Raw genomic sequence first — 15,764 nt, forward strand, 5'->3', positions numbered from 1 at the left:
CGGCGAGGCACGCCCGGCCCCGCGGAAGGAAACCCGACGTGAGCGCACTCGACTTCGAGATCGTCGACGGCCCCGACAGCTCGCTCAACAAGACCTCCGTCCTGGTCACCGGCCCGCAGGACGCGCTGCTGGTCGACGCGGGGTTCACCCGCTCCGACGGCCGCCGCCTGGTCGAGCGGATCAGGGCCGGCGGCAAACGGCTGACCACCGTGTTCGTCAGCCACGGCGACCCGGACTTCTACTTCGGCGCCCAGGAGGTCCAGGACGCCTTCCCGCAGGCCCGCTTCCTGGCCACCGCCTCCACCGTCGAGCACATCCAGGAGACCTTCGAGGACAAGCTGCGGGCCTGGTCCCACCTGGGCCCCGAGCTGCCCACCCGACTGGTCCGGCCCGAGGTGCTGACCGGGGACGAACTCGTCTTCGAGGGCCACCGGTTCGAGCTGCGCGGCGCCGACTTCCACCTGCCGGACCGGCACTACCTCTGGCAGCACCACCACCGCGCCGTGCTCGGCGGGGTGCTGCTCTTCGAGGGCCTGCACGTGTGGACGGCCGACACCCCGAGCGCCGCCGAACGGGCCGCCTGGATCGACCTGCTGGACGGCATCGAGGCGCTCCACCCGATCTGGGTGGCGGCCGGCCACCGGGTCGCCGGCGCGCCCACCGACCTGAACGCCGTCGACCACACCCGCGCCTACCTGCGCGCCTTCGAGACCGAGATCGGCCGGGCCGCGGACGCCTCCGCCGCCAAGGAGTCGCTGGAGCGCCGCTTCCCGGAGCTGGGGCTGCGGATCGCGGTGGACATCGGCACCAAGGTCGCCATGGGCGAGATGGCCTGGGGGTGAGCGAGCGATGATCGAGATCCCCCGGGACGTCGCCACCTTCGCCGAGTCCACCGCCCCCGCCGACGTGGTCCGCCGCCAGTACCTGGCCTCCGCCCGGGGCGACCTGGCCGCGCTGCGCGCCACGCTCGCCGAGGACGTCGAGTGGACCGAGATGGCCGGCTTCCCGCTGGCCGGCACCTACCGCACCCCCAAGGGCGTCACCGCCCACGTGATGGAACGGCTGGCCGCCGAGTGGGACGACTGGACGGCGCACGACGACACCTACGTGGTGGACGGCGAGGACGTCGTGGTCCTGGGCCGCTACACGGCCGTCCACAAGATCACCGGAAAACCGCTCGCGGTCCGGGTCGCCCACCACTTCACCGTGCGCGGCGGCCGGATCGTGCGCTTCGAGCAGTTCACCGACACCGCGCTGGTCAGGAACGCGACGACCGCGTAGCGCCGGGCGTCCGCCGCGCACCCCGCGTTCACCCGTACGGGCGAGCGTGGCACGGCGCGCCCGGTACGGCCTCGACACACCACCCGGACGGCGGCAGGCTGGCCCCGATCCACGGCCGGACAACGAGGAGTCGAGCATGACGGGCACGGACAACGGCACCACCGGATCGGGCGGCGGGCAGGAGCGCCCGATCGTGATCGTCGGCGCCTCCCTGGGCGGCGCGAAGGCGGCCGAGGCACTGCGCGGGGCCGGGTACCAGGGCGGCATCGTCCTGATCGGCGAGGAGCACGAGCGCCCCTACGAGCGGCCGCCGCTGTCCAAGGGCTACCTGCTCGGCAAGGACTCCCGGGAGAAGATCTACGTCCACCCCCCGCAGTGGTACGCCGAGCACGACGTCACGCTGCGCATGGGCACGGCGGTGGCCTCGATCGACCTGGCCGGGCACACCGTGACGCTCGCCGACGACGGCCGGGTGGAGTACGCCAAGCTGCTGCTGACCACCGGCTCGGTGCCGCGCCGCCTGCCGGTGCCGGGCGCGGACCAGGACGGCGTGCTCTACCTGCGCACGGCCGAGGACAGTGACCGGATCAGGGCGGCGCTGCGGCCGGGCGCCCGGATCGTGGTGATCGGCGCGGGCTGGATCGGCCTGGAGGTGGCGGCCGCGGCCCGGACCTCGGGCGCCGAGGTGACGGTGCTGGAGGCGCTCGAACTGCCGCTGCTGCGAGTGCTCGGCCGGGAGGTCGCCGAGGTCTTCGCCGAGCTGCACCGGGAGCACGGCGTGGACCTGCGCTTCGGCGTGAAGGTGGCCGAACTGACCGGCGACGGCGGCACGGTGACCGGGGTGACGCTCGCCGACGGAACGACGCTGGCGGCCGACGCGGTCGTCGTGGGCATCGGCATCGCCCCCGCCACCGGGCTGGCCGAGGCGGCCGGGCTGGAGGTCGACAACGGCATCACGACCGACCAGCACCTGCGCACCTCCGACCCGGACGTCTACGCGGCCGGCGACGTCGCCAACGCCTTCCACCCGCTGTTCGGCAAGCACATCCGCGTCGAGCACTGGGCCAACGCCCTCAACCAGCCGCAGACCGCCGCCCGCGCCCTGCTCGGGCAGCCGGACGCGGTCTACGACCGGGTGCCGTACTTCTTCTCGGACCAGTACGACCTCGGCCTGGAGTACGTCGGCTACGTCGAGCCCGACGGCTACGACCAGGTGGTCTTCCGCGGTGACCGGGCCGGCCGCGAGTTCATCGCGTTCTGGCTGTCCGGCGGCCGGGTGCTCGCGGGGATGAACGTCAACGTCTGGGACGTCACCGACCCGATCCGCGAACTGGTGCGCTCCGGGCGGGTGGTGGACACCAAGGCGCTGGCCGACCCGAACGTTCCGCTGCAGGAGCTCTGACCGTGCCGCCGCGGGAGCCGTGACCGCAGCACCGACCGCACCGGAGTCGTCGCGGGTCAGCGGACGGGGATGCCGGGGTTCACCAGGCCCCGGCCCCCGGTGACGGTGTTGCCCGCGCCGATCGTCACCCTGCACCGCGCGGCGTCGTAGTTCGTCACGTCGATCGCGTACCGGTCCGCTCCGGTGGCGCCGGTGAGGTCGGAGCGGTTGCCCCGGAAGACCGTGCCGCAGCCCCAGCCCGGCTGCACGCTGTGGGTCTGGTAGCCGTCGTCGGTGGTGCGCCGGCCGGTGTTGTTCTCGATGACGTAGCCGTTCCCCTTCACGTCGACCCAGGAGTCGTCGTGGTTGCGGCCGGTGAGGCCGTCGCCGTCGAAGGAGTTGCCGGAGACCAGGCCGCCGGTGGTGCCCTCCTTGAGGTCGACGTTCTCGGCGCCGATGTTCGGGCCGAAGGTGTTGCCGACGATCTGCACGTAGTCGCTGCGGTCGGCGAGGGTGTTGGCGGTGCCGACGTAGACGCCCTCGCCCAGGCCGTCCCGGTTCAGGCCGGTGTCGTGGATGCGCGAGCCGCGCAGCGTGCCGTGGGCACTGGAGTTGCGGAAGTGCACTCCCTCCATGGTGGTGTGATGGACCGTCACGTCGTCGATCACCACGTAGTTCGCGGCGTCCGCCATGATGCCCTTCTGGGCGCCGGTGACGGTCAGACCCCGGACGGTCCAGTAGCTCGCGCCGTCGAGATGCAGGCCGTAGCCGCCGCCGCTCGGGGTGGTCAGCACGGCCTTGGCGGAGCCGGTGAGGGTGATCCGGGCGGCGGCGGTACCGGGCACGGTGGCCGTGAAGGTGCCCGAGTAGGTGCCGTCGGCGAGCTGGATGGTCTGGCCGGGCGCGGCGGCGGCGAGCGCGGCCTGGAGCTGCTTGGCGGTGCCGACCTTGACGACGGCCCCGGCCGTCGCGGCCTGAGCGACCGGGGCGGCCGTCGCGACGGGGGCGGCGCCGAGGGCGAGGGCGGCGAGGGCCGCGCCGAGCACCAGGGGGGACGGCGGCTTCACGGGCAGCGGGTTCACGGGCAGCGGGTTCACGGACGGCAGCTTCACGGACGGTGCTCCCTGGGCGGTCGAGGGTGGCAGGAACATGCCGTCCATCACAGTGGACTGGACCATTCCGAAGCGTCAAGAGCGCCTGCGGTGGGCGATACTGGTACGCGGGGGAACGCTTCGGGCAGGGAGGCGCGGTGGGCGGGACGGCCGGTTTCGCCGTGGTGGTGTTCGGCGCGCTGGGCGGCGTGGTCGCCTACCTCGCCGGGGTGGTCGGGCTGCGCGAGCTGCACCGGCTGCGCCGGGTCGGCGTCCCCGCCTCGGCACTGGTCCGGGCCCGCGCCCAGCGGCCGGAGGACCACGCGCTGCCGCCGCGGCCGCTGCTGCAGTTCGAGACCGCGGACGGCCGGGTGGTCGAGATCTTCTCCCCCGTCCCGTCCACCGCCCGCCACCCGCTGCCGGACGGCCGCTACGTGCCGGTCCGCTACGACCCGGCCGATCCCCGGCAGGTCCTGGTGGACGGGCGGGAACGGGCCGGGCTGGAGTACGGCTTCCTCGCGCTCGGGGTGCTGGCGGTGCTGGGCGCGGTCGGCCTGGCGGTCACCCTGCTCTGACCGGCCCGGCGTCGTCGGCACCCCCGACGCTCTCGACGTCCCCGATGCCCCCGCCGTCCCCGCGCAGGGCCTCGACCAGCCGCCGGGCCCGGGTGTCCTCGTCGAGCAGCACCCGCACCAGCGGGCCGGGGGCCGCGCCGGCCAAGTAGGCCTCGACGGACCGCGGATCGGCGGGCAGCGCGATCGTCCCGGCGGTGACGGCGGCGTACGCCCGGGCGTAGTCGACCCCGAGTCGCGCCAGCAGCTCGCCGCCGGCATCGTCCACGTCCGGCCGCGGCTGGTGGCGCAGGACTTCGTGGACGGCCAGCAGGGCGAGCAGGACGTGCTCGGTGCCGGGCGTCCGACGGCCGAGGCGCTGGGCCTGCGCGTCCGCCTCAGGCCGGATCCAGTCCGACGACGGGGCCGCGGAACCGGCCGCGCCCGGCTGCCAGAGCCGCTTCCAGCGCGGCAGCCGGGGCGTGCGGCGGCCGAGCAGCGCCTCCCGGGTGGGGATCAGCAGCGGGTCCAAGGAGTCCGACGACTCCGGCGCGGCGGGCACGGCTGCCCCCTCGACCGGTCCGCCGTCCACCACGGCGGGTACGCCGTGCGGTACACCGTCCGGGGCGCCGGACGGTTCGCTGTCCAGCACGGCAGGCACACCGTCCAGGCGCTCCAGGACCGCCCGCGGTGCGACGCCCGCCGCGCGCAGCAGTTCGGCGGCGCGGCTGCGGTCGTCGGCGAGCAGCGCGCGCAGCACGTGCTCGGCCGTGAGCCTCCGCTCGCCGCCGCGCCGGGCCTCCGCCACGGCGGCGGACAACGCGCGGGCGGCGGCTCCGGTCAGGACCAGGTCCGGGGCCCCGGTCGGGCCGAGGACCTCCCGGGCGGGCACGGCGGCGTCCGCCCCGTCGTCCGCGCCCCAGCCCCCGCCGTGCTCGCGGTCGCCGTCACGGCCGCCGCCAGCACCGCCGCCGCCACCGTCGCGGTCGCGCAGCAGGCGACGCAGGCCCTCCTCGGCGGCCCCGGCGGCGGCGAGGGCCGCACCGGCCGGGCCGCTCGACCCCGCCACCGCGGTCAGCAGGTGCTCCGTCCCGAGCCGGCCGCCGTCGCCCGTGGCCTCGAGCGCGTACCGGTCCGCTTCCAGCGTGGTCTCCATCAGGCCCTCCCCGCACACCCGGCTTTGCCCACACCGTACGCCTGCTTTGCCTGTTCTTTGTAGTCGGCCGCACGTCAAGGCGGCGTAAGGAGCCGGCGGCGGCAGGAGCCGGCGGCGGCAGGAGCCGGCGGCGGCAGGAGCCGGCGGCGGAAGCATCGGCGCCGCAGCGTTGTTGGCACCGGGAGAACCCGCGCCGGTGAAAGGGGTGAGCACCGTGGCCGGCACGCTCCCCGGGCCCGAACCCGCCCCCGGCGGCGAGCCGCACGCCCCCGACGACGGAACGGCGGACGCGCTGGACGCCTACTCGCGGATCGTCACGACCGTGGCCGCCGCGGTGACGGCGCGGGTCGCCTCGCTCCAGGTGCCGCGACGCGGCCGGGGCGGCTGGTTCAGCACCGCGCTCGGCTCGGCGGTGGTCTTCACCGAGGACGGCTTCCTGCTCACCAACGCCCACGTCGTCGGCCACGCCGACGCCGGGACGCTGGCGTTCGCCGACGGCAGCACCAGCCCCTTCCACACCATCGGCGCCGATCCGCTCTCCGACCTGGCTGTCCTGCGCGCCGACGGCACGACCCCCACGCCGGTGCGGCTCGGCGAGGCCACCGCCCTGAAGGTCGGCCAACTGGTCGTCGCCGTCGGCAATCCGCTCGGACTGGCCGGGACGGTCACGGCGGGCGTGGTCAGCGCGCTCGGCCGCTCGCTCCCGGCCCGCTCCGGCAGCGCCGTGCGCGTCATCGACAACGTCATCCAGACCGACGCCGCTCTCAACCCCGGGAACTCCGGCGGCGCGCTGGTCACCGCGAACGGCGAGGTCGTCGGCATCACCACGGCGGTGGCCGGGAACGGGCTCGGCCTGGCCGTCCCGATCGACGCCACCAGCCGGCAGATCATCGCCACCCTGCTCGCCGACGGCCGGATCCGCCGCGCCTACCTGGGCCTCGCCGGGGTGCCCGCCCCGCTGCCGCCCGAGCTGCGCCACCGCACCGGGCAGCGCACCGGCCTGCGGATCGTCGAGGTGCTCCCCGACGCACCCGCCGACCGCGCCGGCCTGCACGACGGCGACCTGCTGCTCACCGCCGCCGGAGAGCCGATGAGCAGCGCCCGCGCCTTGCAGCACCTGATGCTGGCCGACGCGATCGGCCGCCCGCTGGCCCTCACGGTGCTGCGCGGCCAGGCCCTGGTCGACGTCATCGCCGTCCCGGCCGAACTGCCGTCGGACGACTGACCCCTCGCATGCCCGAGCGCCGAAAGCCCGACCGCCGGAAGCGTCACCGCCGGACGACCCCGACCGACCCACCTCCGCTCGACCGGTTCACCCGACGGGGCGCGCGGAGCGGTTCGCGGCGGGTCCGTCCGCTCGGACGGACCCCGCTGTCCGAACCCGCGACCGCTCCGCGCGCCCGTCACCTTCCTGCCACCGGTTCGCCGCGGGCTCCGGAGTACCGGCCGGAGCCCCGGGTCCTCGGTGCGGTCCACCGCCGGGTGCGGCGGGCGACCGTCCGGGGGCCTCAACGCGGGTGGTCGAGGCGCAACAGGGAGACTCGTACGGTGCGTCGCGGCAGCGCTGCGGGCAGGGCGACCAGCAGGGCGGCGGCGGTGAACACCGCGTAGTGCCCGCCCTCCGACCAGGGCCCGGACCAGCCGAGCGCGGCACGGTGGTGCTCGGCGAAGGCGTTGCAGCACAGCCACCCGGCCAGGCCGACCAGCGGCGCGGCGCGCGGCCGGGAGAAGGCGCCGAGCAGGCCGCACAGCGCCACGTAGGCGAGGAAGGCCGGGCGGCCGGAGTGCAGTTCGCCGAGCCCGCCGAGTCCGAGCGCCAGCGCGCCGCCCGCGAGCAGGGCGAGGGTGCCCGAGGTGCCGGCCGACGGCCGGGTCGGTACGGGGCGGTAGCGGGTGGCCCCCGGGCGGGCCGAGTACATCCGCATCGCGGACTACCCCTTCGCCGGGAGGAGTTCGGGCAGCGGCCAGGCCGCACGACCCGGGTGGGCCTCCAACTGGCGCAGCTCGACGAGCAGTTCGGGCACCGGCACGGTCAGCACCGGGCAGCCGGCGGTCCGCGCGCAGTACCCGGACACCGAGCGCCGCAGCCGTCGGCGCAGCAGGCCACCGCTCCGGCCGAGGACCAGCAGGTCGTCGGGCCGGTCGGCGACGTGGACCAGCGCGGGCCCGGTCTCGCCGCGGATCACCACCGGGCGCAGCGGCACCCCGGGGTCGGCGCCGCCGAAGGCCGCGTCGAGGGCCGCGTGCAGGCGCTGTTCGGCGGCTTCCCGGACGGCCGCGAGCAGCGGCGGGCAGGGCGAGCGCCGGTAGCCGAGTTCACCGCCCGGCGGCTCCCAGGCCAGGACCGGCAGCAGCTCCGCACCCCGCTCGCGCGCCTCGGCCACGCCCTGGTGCAAGGCCGCCAGACTCCCCAGCGACCCGCTGACCCCGACCACCACCCTGGGTGCCGCGCCGCCCTGGTGCCGCCCGCTGCCCTGCATGGTCCGTCCTCGTGTCGTGGTTGCCCGCGCCGCACGTCCTGTGCCACGCGTCCCGCGCCGGACGCCGTGGTGCCGTGCGTCCCGCGCCCTCCACCCAACCGCCGGTCCGGGCGCCCGCCGGCACTCCTTGACGCCTCCCTGACGGCGCGGGGGGCGATCCGAACGCGCTCCATACGGCGTGGACGGGAGCGGCCCGCCGGACCGGGCTCGCACCCCGACCCGCGTTTTGAATGGTGCTATCGTCAGTAGCACCATGTTGCTGAAGCTGGACATCGGGGACACCCGACCACTGCACGAGCAGGTCGCCGGAGCGATCAGACGGGCCGTCGCCGAGGGCGAGTGCGCCCCCGGGGACAAGCTGCCGCCCGCCCGGGAGCTGTCCCTCGCGCTCGGGGTGAACACCAACACCGTGCTGCGCGGGCTGCGGACGCTGCGCGACGAGGGGGTGCTGGAGTTCCGCCGGGGCCGCGGCATCACGATCGCGGCGGGCGCCGACACCCGGTCCGAACTGGTCGATCGGGTAAGGAAGTTGATCGAGGACGCGGCCCGGTCCGGCTACAGCAGGAACGATCTCGTGGACATGATCAGGGGGATGTCGTGACGGACGAAGGATCACGGCCGGCGAGGCCGGCCCACCGGGGCGCGCTGTGGGGGGCGGCGGCCTGGTCGCTCGGCGTGCTGGCGCTGCTGGTCGCGCTGCCGCTGGTGGCGCGCCACCGGCTGCCGGACCCGATGGCCACCCACTGGGACGGCCGGGAACCCGACGGTTCGATGCCGGTGACGGCGTCCGCGCTGCTCCTGGCGGGCATCTGGCTGGTCCTGGCGCTGACTTCCGTGCTGCTGCAGCGGTACTACGCCGTGCGCTCGCCCGGCGGCGGAGCGGCGACGCTGGTGGCCGGCGGGGTGCTGCTGACGGGGGCGCAGGCCGCCGTCGTGCACGCCAACCTGGACCGCGCCCGCTGGCAGGACGCCGCGCCGATGGACGTCGACGTGCTCCTGGTCCTGGTGGCCGCGGCCGCCGCCGGCGGGCTGGCCTGGCTGGCGGGCCGCCGGTTCGGGGGCCGGGTCGAGGAGGATCCGGCCGCGGACGCGCCGGTGCTGGACGCGCCGGAGGGCGAGCGGTTCGTCTGGCTCTCACGGGTCGCGAACCCGTGGCTGCAGGTGCTGGCCGTCGTGCTCGGGCTGGTCGCGGCGGCGGGTGTGCTGGCGGCCGTGAGCGGACTGGCCGAGCTGGACTGGTCGTTCGTCCTGCCGTTCGCGGTCCCGGCCGGCGCCGTCCTCGCCTGCTCCTCGGTGCAGGCGCGGGTGACCACCCGGGGCCTGACCGTCGGCTTCGGCCCGTTCGGCCGGCCCGCCCGGCACTGGTCCCCCGCCGAGCTCGTCTCGGCCCGGGCCGAGCTGCGCACCGTCGCGCAGGCGGGCGGCTGGGGCTACCGGATCAACGGGCTCGGCACCACGGTGATGCTGCGCGGCGGCGTCTGCCTGGTGGTGCGCACCCGCCGGGGCACCGACTTCGCGGTCAGCATCGACGACGCCGAGCGGGGCGCCGCCCTGCTCAACGCCCTGATCGCGCGCAGCGGGCAGCCGACCGGGTAGTCCCGCCCGGCCGTCACCACCATGGTCCCGACGCACGGCACCCAACGGGCGCCCCCCGAGGGGCAGTTCCCGTCCGGCGGTCACCGCCGGGCGGACGGCCCCATCGACGCTGGTCACCGGGGGAACCCCGGCGGCCGGCCCGGGCGGTAAACCACCCGATTCGGTGGTGCTTCGAACGCCGTTACGGGTACACAAGCTGACGGCCGTTCAGGTGCGGCGGCGCCCGTCGATACCGCCCCGCCCTGTCCCCCCACGGCCCGAGAAGTCCGCGGGCGCTCGCGCCCGTACGCATGCAAGGAGGCGTCCGTGACTCACGACTCACGCGCGCAGAACTCCCCGGACGCCCGGCGGGGCGTCCAGGACGAACGGACCGTCACGTTCCTGCGGCTCGGCGTCGGCCTGATCGGCATCCTGCTGCCGCCGGCCCTGCCGTTCGGCAACTGGCTGACCACCGAGCTGACGGGGCGCAGTACGGACGGCTTCTGGCCGGGCTCGATGAGCGCCTCGTACTACACCGACACGCGGAACGTCTTCGTCGGCGCCCTGTGCGCGCTCGGGGTGTTCCTGGTCTGCTACCGCTTCGACCGCCGGGACGACCGGTGGAGTTCGGCGGCCGGAGTCTTCGCGGTCGGGGTGGCGCTGTGCCCGGCGGCCCCGACGGGCGCGTCGGAGGTCCAGCGCACCATCGGGGTGCTCCACCTGGTCTTCGCCGGCCTGCTGTTCGTCATGCTGGCGCTGTTCTGCCTCTACTCGTTCCGCAACCCCCGGTCCACCCAACCGGCCAGGGTCGGCGCGGCCTACCTGGCGGCGGGGGTGCTGATCCTGGTCGCCCTGCTGCTCTCCGTCGCCGCCGGGGCGACGGGCGTCGGTGACGACTGGCCGGTGCGGCCGTTGTACCTGTGCGAGTGGCTGGCGACGTGGTCGTTCGGTGCGGCCTGGATCGGGGCCGCGTACGAGCTGGCCGCGCACCACCGGGGCGACTCCGACCGGGCCGCCGTGCCCCGGCAGCCGGTCGGCGCGGTGGTGGAGGCGAGGCACCCGGAGGCGCAGACCTGAGCCCCGCACCCGACACCCGAGCCCGAGGCCCCAATCCGAGGACCGTGCCCGAGACCTGATACCGAGAACCCGTCATCTTGTCGTACCGGGCGACCGTTACCATGCGCACCAAGGACCGCCACCACGGCGGCCGGTGACGGTTCCCCAACGGGAGGACGAGATGGCGAACGAGGTCCGGGCCGAGCACGGTCCGCAGGAGGATTACCCGTCGGTGGACCTGCGGATGGACGTCCCGCACTCCGCCCGGGTCTACGACTACCTCATCGGCGGCAAGACCAACTTCGAGGCGGACCGGGTCGCCGCGCACGCCTCGGTGCAGGCCTGGCCGTCGCTGCCGATCTCGATGCGCACCACCCGCGACTTCATGCAGCGCTCGGTGCGTCACCTCACCGAGCAGTACGGGGTGCGGCAGTTCCTGGACATCGGCACCGGCATCCCGACCTCGCCGAACGTGCACGAGATCGCCCAGGCGATCGCCCCCGGGGCCCGGGTCGCGTACGTGGACAACGACCCGATCGTGCTGACCCACGCGCGGGCGCTGATGGACAGCACGCCCGAGGGCCGGACCTGTTACGTGGACGCCGACTTCCGCGACCCGGAGTCGATCATCGAGAACGCCCGGCTGCGCGAGGTGCTCGACCTCTCGCAGCCGGTGGCGCTGTCGCTGATCGCGATCGTCCACTTCGTGCTCGACCAGGACGACCCGCAGGGCATCGTGCGCCGCTTCATGGACGCCCTGGCGCCGGGCAGCTTCCTCGCGCTGACCGTCTTCACCGGCGACACCGACCCGGTGGGCGTGGGCGGCGTCGGCCGGGAGTACAACGCGCGCGGCATCCCGCTGCAGATCCGCGACAAGGCCGAGACCGAGGCCTTCTTCGACGGCTACGACCTGCTCGACCCGGGCGTCACGCTGGTCCACCACTGGCGCCCGGACGCCGACGCCGCGCCCGTCCGCGACCAGGACATCGCGATGTACGCGGGCGTGGCGATCAAGCGCTGAGCGGTACCGAGGGGGCGGGACCGGACACCCGCGACTCCCTGACCGGCACCGCCCTGGTGCCGGTCTCGGCCCCCGTCCCCGCCCCGCCCCTACCGAACGCCACCGCCGGACGCCACCGCCGGACGGCCGACGAACTGTTCAGAACGCCGCGATGCTCCCCGGCGCCCGCTCGGCCCGGCTGAGCGCCCGCAGCACGCCCACCCAGCCGTGGCGCCGCACGGCCAGCCGGGCCAGCAGCCCGGCCACCGCGTCGGCGGTCTCCGGCGGGAGTCCGGGGGTCGGAACGCCGACGCTGACCGCCAGGTCGTCGGCGTGGACGGCCAGTTCCATCGTCCGGGTCGCCAGCAGGTCGTCGAGGGCCAGCGACCACGGCCCCCAGATCGGCAACCGGACCGGCCGGTCGCCGTCCGCCGTCGCCAGGGCGGTGGTCAGGTCCGCGACCGCGCCGGCGACCCGGCGGTGCAGCGCCGTCGGCCCGGCGGCCGCGACCGCCTCGCTGCCCTGCCGGATCCGCACGTTGACGTCCGCGTCGGGCGCCGCGCCGATCCACGCCACCCGGGCGTAGTGGTCCAGCAGACCGACCGTCTCCTCGGTCGGCGCGGCGGTGGCCAGCGCTTCCGGCACGCAGAGCACCTGATAGGCCAGGTGCCCGGCCAGCCCGCCGACGCTCCACTGCGCCAGCGCGCTCGGCCGACGCCACGCCCCGGCCACCTCGGGCCGGCGCAGCAGCCGCTCGGCCGCGCCGGCCGCCGCCAGGAAGTCCGCCCGGGCATCCGTCACGACCGGTTCCCCCTGCTGTCCCGCCCGCGCGGAAGCCGGCCCGACACCGTGTCCTCCACCGCCACCAGCAGTGCCACCAGCACCAGCCCCGCCGCGACCCACACGCCCAGCTGGAAGGCCGTCGCCCAGTCCGGGTGGCGGCCCTGGGCGTGGGCGAAGAACACCGAGCCGACGACGGCGATGCCCACCGCCGAGCCGACCCGCTGCGCGGTCTGCAGCACACCGCCCGCGCTGCCCGCCCGGGCGACCGGCACCTGCTGGAGGGTCAGCGTCTGGTTCGGGGCGATCACCAACCCGCTGCCGACCCCGGCGACCAGCAGCGGCAGCACCGTCGTCCACCCCACCCGGGGGCCCGACCACAGCTGCACCGCGAGCGCCGAGGCCAGCAGGCCGGCCAGCACCAGCAGCAGCCCGACCACCACCAGCCGTCGGCCGAGCCGGCTCACCAGCCGCCCGCCCACCATCGCGGCCACGCCCGAGCCGACCGCGAACGGGGTGATCGCCAGGCCCGCCGCCAACGCCGAGTAGTGCAGTCCGGCCTGCAGGTACAGCGTGAAGATGAAGAAGATCGCGGTGAACCCGGCGAAGTACACCAGCGACAACAGCACCCCCGCCGCGTACGGGCGCACCGCGAACAGCGCCATGCTCACCAGCGGCTCGCGCCGCCGCCCGTAGTGCACCTCCCAGCCGACGAAGGCCGCGAACAGCGCCGCCGCCACCGGCAGCAGCAGCCAGCGGGCCGGGCTGTGCCACTGCTGCGACTGGACGAACGGCAGCAGCAGCGCGACCGTGCCCGCGCCGAGCAGCAGCACGCCGACCGGGTCGAAGTCGCGGTGCCCGGCCCGCTCGGCGGCGGGCCGGGGCGGCGGGAGCAGCCGGCGGGCGATCGGGAAGGCGACGACCCCGATCGGCAGGTTGACCAGGAACACCCAGCGCCAGCCGTCCTGCGGGCCGAAGAGGTGGATCAGCAGCCCGCCGAGCAGCGGGCCGACGGCGGTGGACAGGCCGATGGTGGCCCCGAGCGCACCGAACGCCCGGCCGCGCTCGGCGCCCTGGAAGAGGGTCTGGATGAAGCCGGACACCTGCGGGACGAGCACGCCGCCCGCCGCGCCCTGGAACAGCCGGGCCAGCACCAGCCACTCCTGGTTCTGCGCCGCCCCGGCCAGCGCGCTGGCCACGGTGAACAGGGCGAGCCCGGTCAGGAAGACGGCCCGCCGGCTGCGCGCGTCGCCGAGCCGCCCGGACGGGACGAGCACCAGGCCGAAGGCCAGCGCGTAGCCGCTGAGCACCCACTGCAGTCCGCTCTCCGACATGTGCAGCCCGACCCGCACGGTCGGCAGGGCGACGTTCACGATGCTGACGTCCAGCAGGGTCATGAACCCGGCGACCAGGCAGACCGCGAGCGCCCGCCAGCGCCGCGCCTCGGCCGGCCCGGCCACGGCGGGGGCGCCGGGCTGGTCCGGGTGCGCGGTGGTGCGCGGGGGTTCGGGGTTCATGGGGTGCCTCTTCCCGGTGTCCGGGGGCGGCCTGCTGCCCGGGAGTGTCGACGGGCCCGGTCCGGCCCATCGTCGCCCGGCCCACCCCGCCCCGCCACCCGGGCCGGGCCCCCCGGGCGCACCGCCCCGGCCCCCGCCTCGCACCCCCGCCGTATCACTCGAACGGCGGAACCGGATCGCGGGCACCCTCCACCCCCGCAGATCGGGCCGTCCACGGCGGGCGGTTCGCAGCTACAGCCGACCGGTGTCGAGGTCGAGGTCGAAGGGCTCCGGGAGGTGGACGGGCGTGCCGAAGGGGTGCGGGCCGCTCTCCCGGGCGTAACCGAGGCGGGTCGGCTCGCTGAACAGCGTGCAGCTGCGCTCCTGCCGGTCGATGAGGAGGTACAGCGGCGCACCGTACTGGCCGTAGCGGCGGCGCTTGACGACCCGGTCCGTCTCCGCGTTCGACGGGGAACCGACCTCGACGATCAGAAGGGTCTGGTCCGGCAGCAGCGCACCCTCGGTCTTCTCGGCGAGTCCCACGGGCACCACGGCCAGGTCCGGGATGTACCAGTTCTGGCTGCCGGGCAGGTCGAGGCTGCCGGATCCCGAGACGAGGTCGAGCTGTTCCAGTCGGGGGGTGATCTGACGGCGGACGACCTCGGCAGCGGACTCGTGCGCCCACGACGGCGACATGGGGGTGATGACTCCCTCGATGATCTCGGCGCGGTCGCCCGCGATGTGCCGGATCGCGTACTTCAAGGCCCGCTCGGGGTCGCTGACGGTGGTGTAGTCGCCAGGGACGTGGGGTGCCGTACTCACAACGGGTCTCCCTTCCAGGTCGGATCCTCCCCCAGACCACCCGGCTGCGCGGCCGCGCCCGGCCGAGCTGACGGATCCTGGCCGTTCTGGATGTGGGTCACGACCGGATCGGCCCGCTCCCCGACCATCGCGGGACCAGGCCTGGCCCGGCCTGTCCTGGTCGGCTCCCCGCAGGCCCTCGGGCGCCGGGCGCCGCCACAGCCGGGTGTCGTCAGCCGGCGAGCCACGGGGCCTCGGGGAGCCTGGCGACGCTGCCGTCGCGGCCGGAGAAGTCGGCCGTGGTCGGGGTGCCCAGGCCGGTCATCCGCATCGTCACCCGCCGGAGCGCGCCCTCGCCGTCGACCCAGTACGTCAGCGGCGAGCGTCCGGCGTCGGGCGCGGCGCCCTGGGCACGTGGTCCGGCGAAGCGGTCGTAGCCGCGGCCGTCGATCCGGTCCCGGCCCAGCCAGCGGGCGCCGGACTGGGCGAGCAGCAGCGGGTTGTCCGGGCGGTCCGCGCCGAGCTGGACCACCAGGCGCAGCCCGGCGTCCAGCGGGTCGGCGGTGTAGGAGCGCGGCGACCAGCCCTGTCGCGGCACGTGCTCGGCCTGCTGCCACGCCGGGCCGTCGACGCCGGCCGGTTCGGGGGCCAGGCCGAGGCCGCCGGTGTCCCAGACGACCAGACCGTGGTCGCGCGGCCCGCTCGCCCCGGTGGTCCGGTAGCGGCCGACCCCCCGGTGGGTCCGGTAGTCCACGACGCCCTCGACCCGGATGCCGACGCCCCCGCCCTCGTCGGCCGTGAGCGTCACCGCCACCGGGCTGGCCTGGTAGAGGTTCAGCCGCGACAGGGCCAGCCGGGAGGCCTCGTCCGTGGTCACCGGGCGTTCGGTGGCCTCGTCGGAGACCGTCCGGTAGACGACCAGGCCACCCGCCGCGGTGCCGCACACCGCGACCGCGATCGCGATCAGGGTCGGGAGCCCGCGGCGCCGACGGGGCCTGCGGGTGTCGGTCTTCGCCTTCCGGGTCATGCGGGCGCCTTCTCTCGGGGGTCGGTCGTCGGTGAACGGTGCGAACGCCCGGACGGGTCCGGCACCGGCACCGGCACGCTCTCGTGCCA

17 protein-coding genes are annotated in these 15,764 nt (G+C 75.4%); 9 read left to right on the top strand and 8 right to left on the bottom strand.

What is annotated here, in order from left to right; genetic code table 11:
- The first annotated feature begins 38 nt into the window (after positions 1–38).
- The 3 genes from AB0Q99_RS18790 to AB0Q99_RS18800 all read left to right on the top strand — a co-directional run bounded on the left by AB0Q99_RS18790 (position 39) and on the right by AB0Q99_RS18800 (position 2,683).
- Complete coding sequence (locus AB0Q99_RS18790; protein WP_363573112.1) at positions 39–842, top strand: MBL fold metallo-hydrolase; 804 nt, start codon at positions 39–41, stop codon at positions 840–842.
- Positions 843–849: 7 nt separating this feature from the next.
- Positions 850–1,281 carry a nuclear transport factor 2 family protein gene (locus tag AB0Q99_RS18795; protein ID WP_363573114.1) on the top strand — a complete coding sequence of 144 codons (432 nt, stop codon included), beginning with the start codon at positions 850–852 and terminating at the stop codon, positions 1,279–1,281.
- Positions 1,282–1,417: 136 nt separating this feature from the next.
- On the top strand, positions 1,418–2,683 hold the full coding sequence (locus AB0Q99_RS18800) for an FAD-dependent oxidoreductase (protein ID WP_363573116.1): 1,266 nt from the start codon (positions 1,418–1,420) through the stop codon (positions 2,681–2,683).
- Between the two features lie 56 nt (positions 2,684–2,739).
- Here AB0Q99_RS18800 and AB0Q99_RS18805 read toward each other — a convergent pair whose 3' ends face one another.
- Positions 2,740–3,729, bottom strand: a complete 990-nt coding sequence (locus AB0Q99_RS18805) for a right-handed parallel beta-helix repeat-containing protein (protein ID WP_363573238.1) — start codon at positions 3,727–3,729, stop codon at positions 2,740–2,742.
- Between the two features lie 182 nt (positions 3,730–3,911).
- Here AB0Q99_RS18805 and AB0Q99_RS18810 point away from each other — a divergent pair, with 182 nt between their 5' ends.
- Complete coding sequence (locus AB0Q99_RS18810) at positions 3,912–4,328, top strand: DUF3592 domain-containing protein (protein ID WP_363573118.1); 417 nt, start codon at positions 3,912–3,914, stop codon at positions 4,326–4,328.
- Here the strand turns inward: AB0Q99_RS18810 and AB0Q99_RS18815 are convergent.
- Positions 4,315–5,460: a Clp protease N-terminal domain-containing protein gene (locus AB0Q99_RS18815; RefSeq protein WP_363573120.1), complete on the bottom strand. Its 1,146-nt coding sequence runs from the start codon at positions 5,458–5,460 to the stop codon at positions 4,315–4,317. The genes AB0Q99_RS18810 and AB0Q99_RS18815 overlap by 14 nt on opposite strands.
- A gap of 214 nt (positions 5,461–5,674) precedes the next feature.
- Between AB0Q99_RS18815 and AB0Q99_RS18820 the strand changes: the two genes are divergently transcribed.
- Positions 5,675–6,685 (top strand): trypsin-like peptidase domain-containing protein, encoded by a 1,011-nt coding sequence (locus AB0Q99_RS18820; RefSeq protein ID WP_363573122.1) that lies wholly within the window; start codon positions 5,675–5,677, stop codon positions 6,683–6,685.
- Positions 6,686–6,968: 283 nt separating this feature from the next.
- On the opposite strand, the gene AB0Q99_RS18825 is transcribed toward AB0Q99_RS18820, so the two are convergent.
- Positions 6,969–7,385: a hypothetical protein gene (locus AB0Q99_RS18825; RefSeq protein WP_363573124.1), complete on the bottom strand. Its 417-nt coding sequence runs from the start codon at positions 7,383–7,385 to the stop codon at positions 6,969–6,971.
- Between the two features lie 6 nt (positions 7,386–7,391).
- Positions 7,392–7,940 carry a universal stress protein gene (locus AB0Q99_RS18830; protein WP_363573126.1) on the bottom strand — a complete coding sequence of 183 codons (549 nt, stop codon included), beginning with the start codon at positions 7,938–7,940 and terminating at the stop codon, positions 7,392–7,394.
- A gap of 253 nt (positions 7,941–8,193) precedes the next feature.
- Here AB0Q99_RS18830 and AB0Q99_RS18835 point away from each other — a divergent pair, with 253 nt between their 5' ends.
- From AB0Q99_RS18835 to AB0Q99_RS18850, 4 genes are all read left to right on the top strand, one after another.
- The gene (locus AB0Q99_RS18835; RefSeq protein ID WP_363573128.1) at positions 8,194–8,541 is read left to right on the top strand and encodes a GntR family transcriptional regulator; all 348 of its coding nucleotides are present in this window, start codon (positions 8,194–8,196) and stop codon (positions 8,539–8,541) included.
- A complete protein-coding gene (locus tag AB0Q99_RS18840) occupies positions 8,538–9,536 on the top strand; it encodes a DUF1648 domain-containing protein (protein WP_363573130.1) in 999 nt (332 codons plus the stop codon). The genes AB0Q99_RS18835 and AB0Q99_RS18840 overlap by 4 nt, the downstream gene beginning before the upstream one ends.
- A 306-nt stretch (positions 9,537–9,842) precedes the next feature.
- Positions 9,843–10,592, top strand: a complete 750-nt coding sequence (locus AB0Q99_RS18845) for a hypothetical protein (protein ID WP_363573132.1) — start codon at positions 9,843–9,845, stop codon at positions 10,590–10,592.
- Between the two features lie 160 nt (positions 10,593–10,752).
- The gene (locus AB0Q99_RS18850) at positions 10,753–11,592 is read left to right on the top strand and encodes an SAM-dependent methyltransferase (protein WP_363573134.1); all 840 of its coding nucleotides are present in this window, start codon (positions 10,753–10,755) and stop codon (positions 11,590–11,592) included.
- 138 nt (positions 11,593–11,730) lie between these two features.
- On the opposite strand, the gene AB0Q99_RS18855 is transcribed toward AB0Q99_RS18850, so the two are convergent.
- The 4 genes from AB0Q99_RS18855 to AB0Q99_RS18870 all read right to left on the bottom strand — a co-directional run bounded on the left by AB0Q99_RS18855 (position 11,731) and on the right by AB0Q99_RS18870 (position 15,675).
- Positions 11,731–12,372, bottom strand: coding sequence for a maleylpyruvate isomerase N-terminal domain-containing protein (locus AB0Q99_RS18855; protein ID WP_363573135.1), 642 nt, complete (start codon positions 12,370–12,372; stop codon positions 11,731–11,733).
- Entirely contained in the window at positions 12,369–13,868 is a 1,500-nt protein-coding gene (locus AB0Q99_RS18860; protein WP_363573137.1) for an MFS transporter, read from the bottom strand. The genes AB0Q99_RS18855 and AB0Q99_RS18860 overlap by 4 nt, the downstream gene beginning before the upstream one ends.
- 231 nt (positions 13,869–14,099) lie before the next feature.
- Positions 14,100–14,669, bottom strand: coding sequence for a Uma2 family endonuclease (locus AB0Q99_RS18865; protein ID WP_363573139.1), 570 nt, complete (start codon positions 14,667–14,669; stop codon positions 14,100–14,102).
- 211 nt (positions 14,670–14,880) lie between these two features.
- Positions 14,881–15,675, bottom strand: a complete 795-nt coding sequence (locus AB0Q99_RS18870) for a hypothetical protein (RefSeq protein ID WP_363573141.1) — start codon at positions 15,673–15,675, stop codon at positions 14,881–14,883.
- Positions 15,676–15,764: the final 89 nt, after the last annotated feature.

The sequence above is a fragment of the Kitasatospora sp. NPDC086791 genome, assembly GCF_040685975.1.
In the GTDB taxonomy this organism is placed as follows: Bacteria; Actinomycetota; Actinomycetes; order Streptomycetales; family Streptomycetaceae; genus Kitasatospora.

Bases quoted from the DNA above. Each gene is read 5' to 3' on its own strand.
- AB0Q99_RS18835 (WP_363573128.1), top strand. From the start codon at position 8,194: ATGTTGCTGAAGCTGGACATCGGGGACACCCGACCACTGCACGAGCAG.
- AB0Q99_RS18825 (WP_363573124.1), bottom strand. From the start codon at position 7,385: ATGCGGATGTACTCGGCCCGCCCGGGGGCCACCCGCTACCGCCCCGTA.
- AB0Q99_RS18815 (WP_363573120.1), bottom strand. From the start codon at position 5,460: ATGGAGACCACGCTGGAAGCGGACCGGTACGCGCTCGAGGCCACGGGC.
- AB0Q99_RS18830 (WP_363573126.1), bottom strand. From the start codon at position 7,940: ATGCAGGGCAGCGGGCGGCACCAGGGCGGCGCGGCACCCAGGGTGGTG.
- AB0Q99_RS18850 (WP_363573134.1), top strand. From the start codon at position 10,753: ATGGCGAACGAGGTCCGGGCCGAGCACGGTCCGCAGGAGGATTACCCG.
- AB0Q99_RS18800 (WP_363573116.1), top strand. From the start codon at position 1,418: ATGACGGGCACGGACAACGGCACCACCGGATCGGGCGGCGGGCAGGAG.
- AB0Q99_RS18870 (WP_363573141.1), bottom strand. From the start codon at position 15,675: ATGACCCGGAAGGCGAAGACCGACACCCGCAGGCCCCGTCGGCGCCGC.
- AB0Q99_RS18795 (WP_363573114.1), top strand. From the start codon at position 850: ATGATCGAGATCCCCCGGGACGTCGCCACCTTCGCCGAGTCCACCGCC.
- AB0Q99_RS18860 (WP_363573137.1), bottom strand. From the start codon at position 13,868: ATGAACCCCGAACCCCCGCGCACCACCGCGCACCCGGACCAGCCCGGC.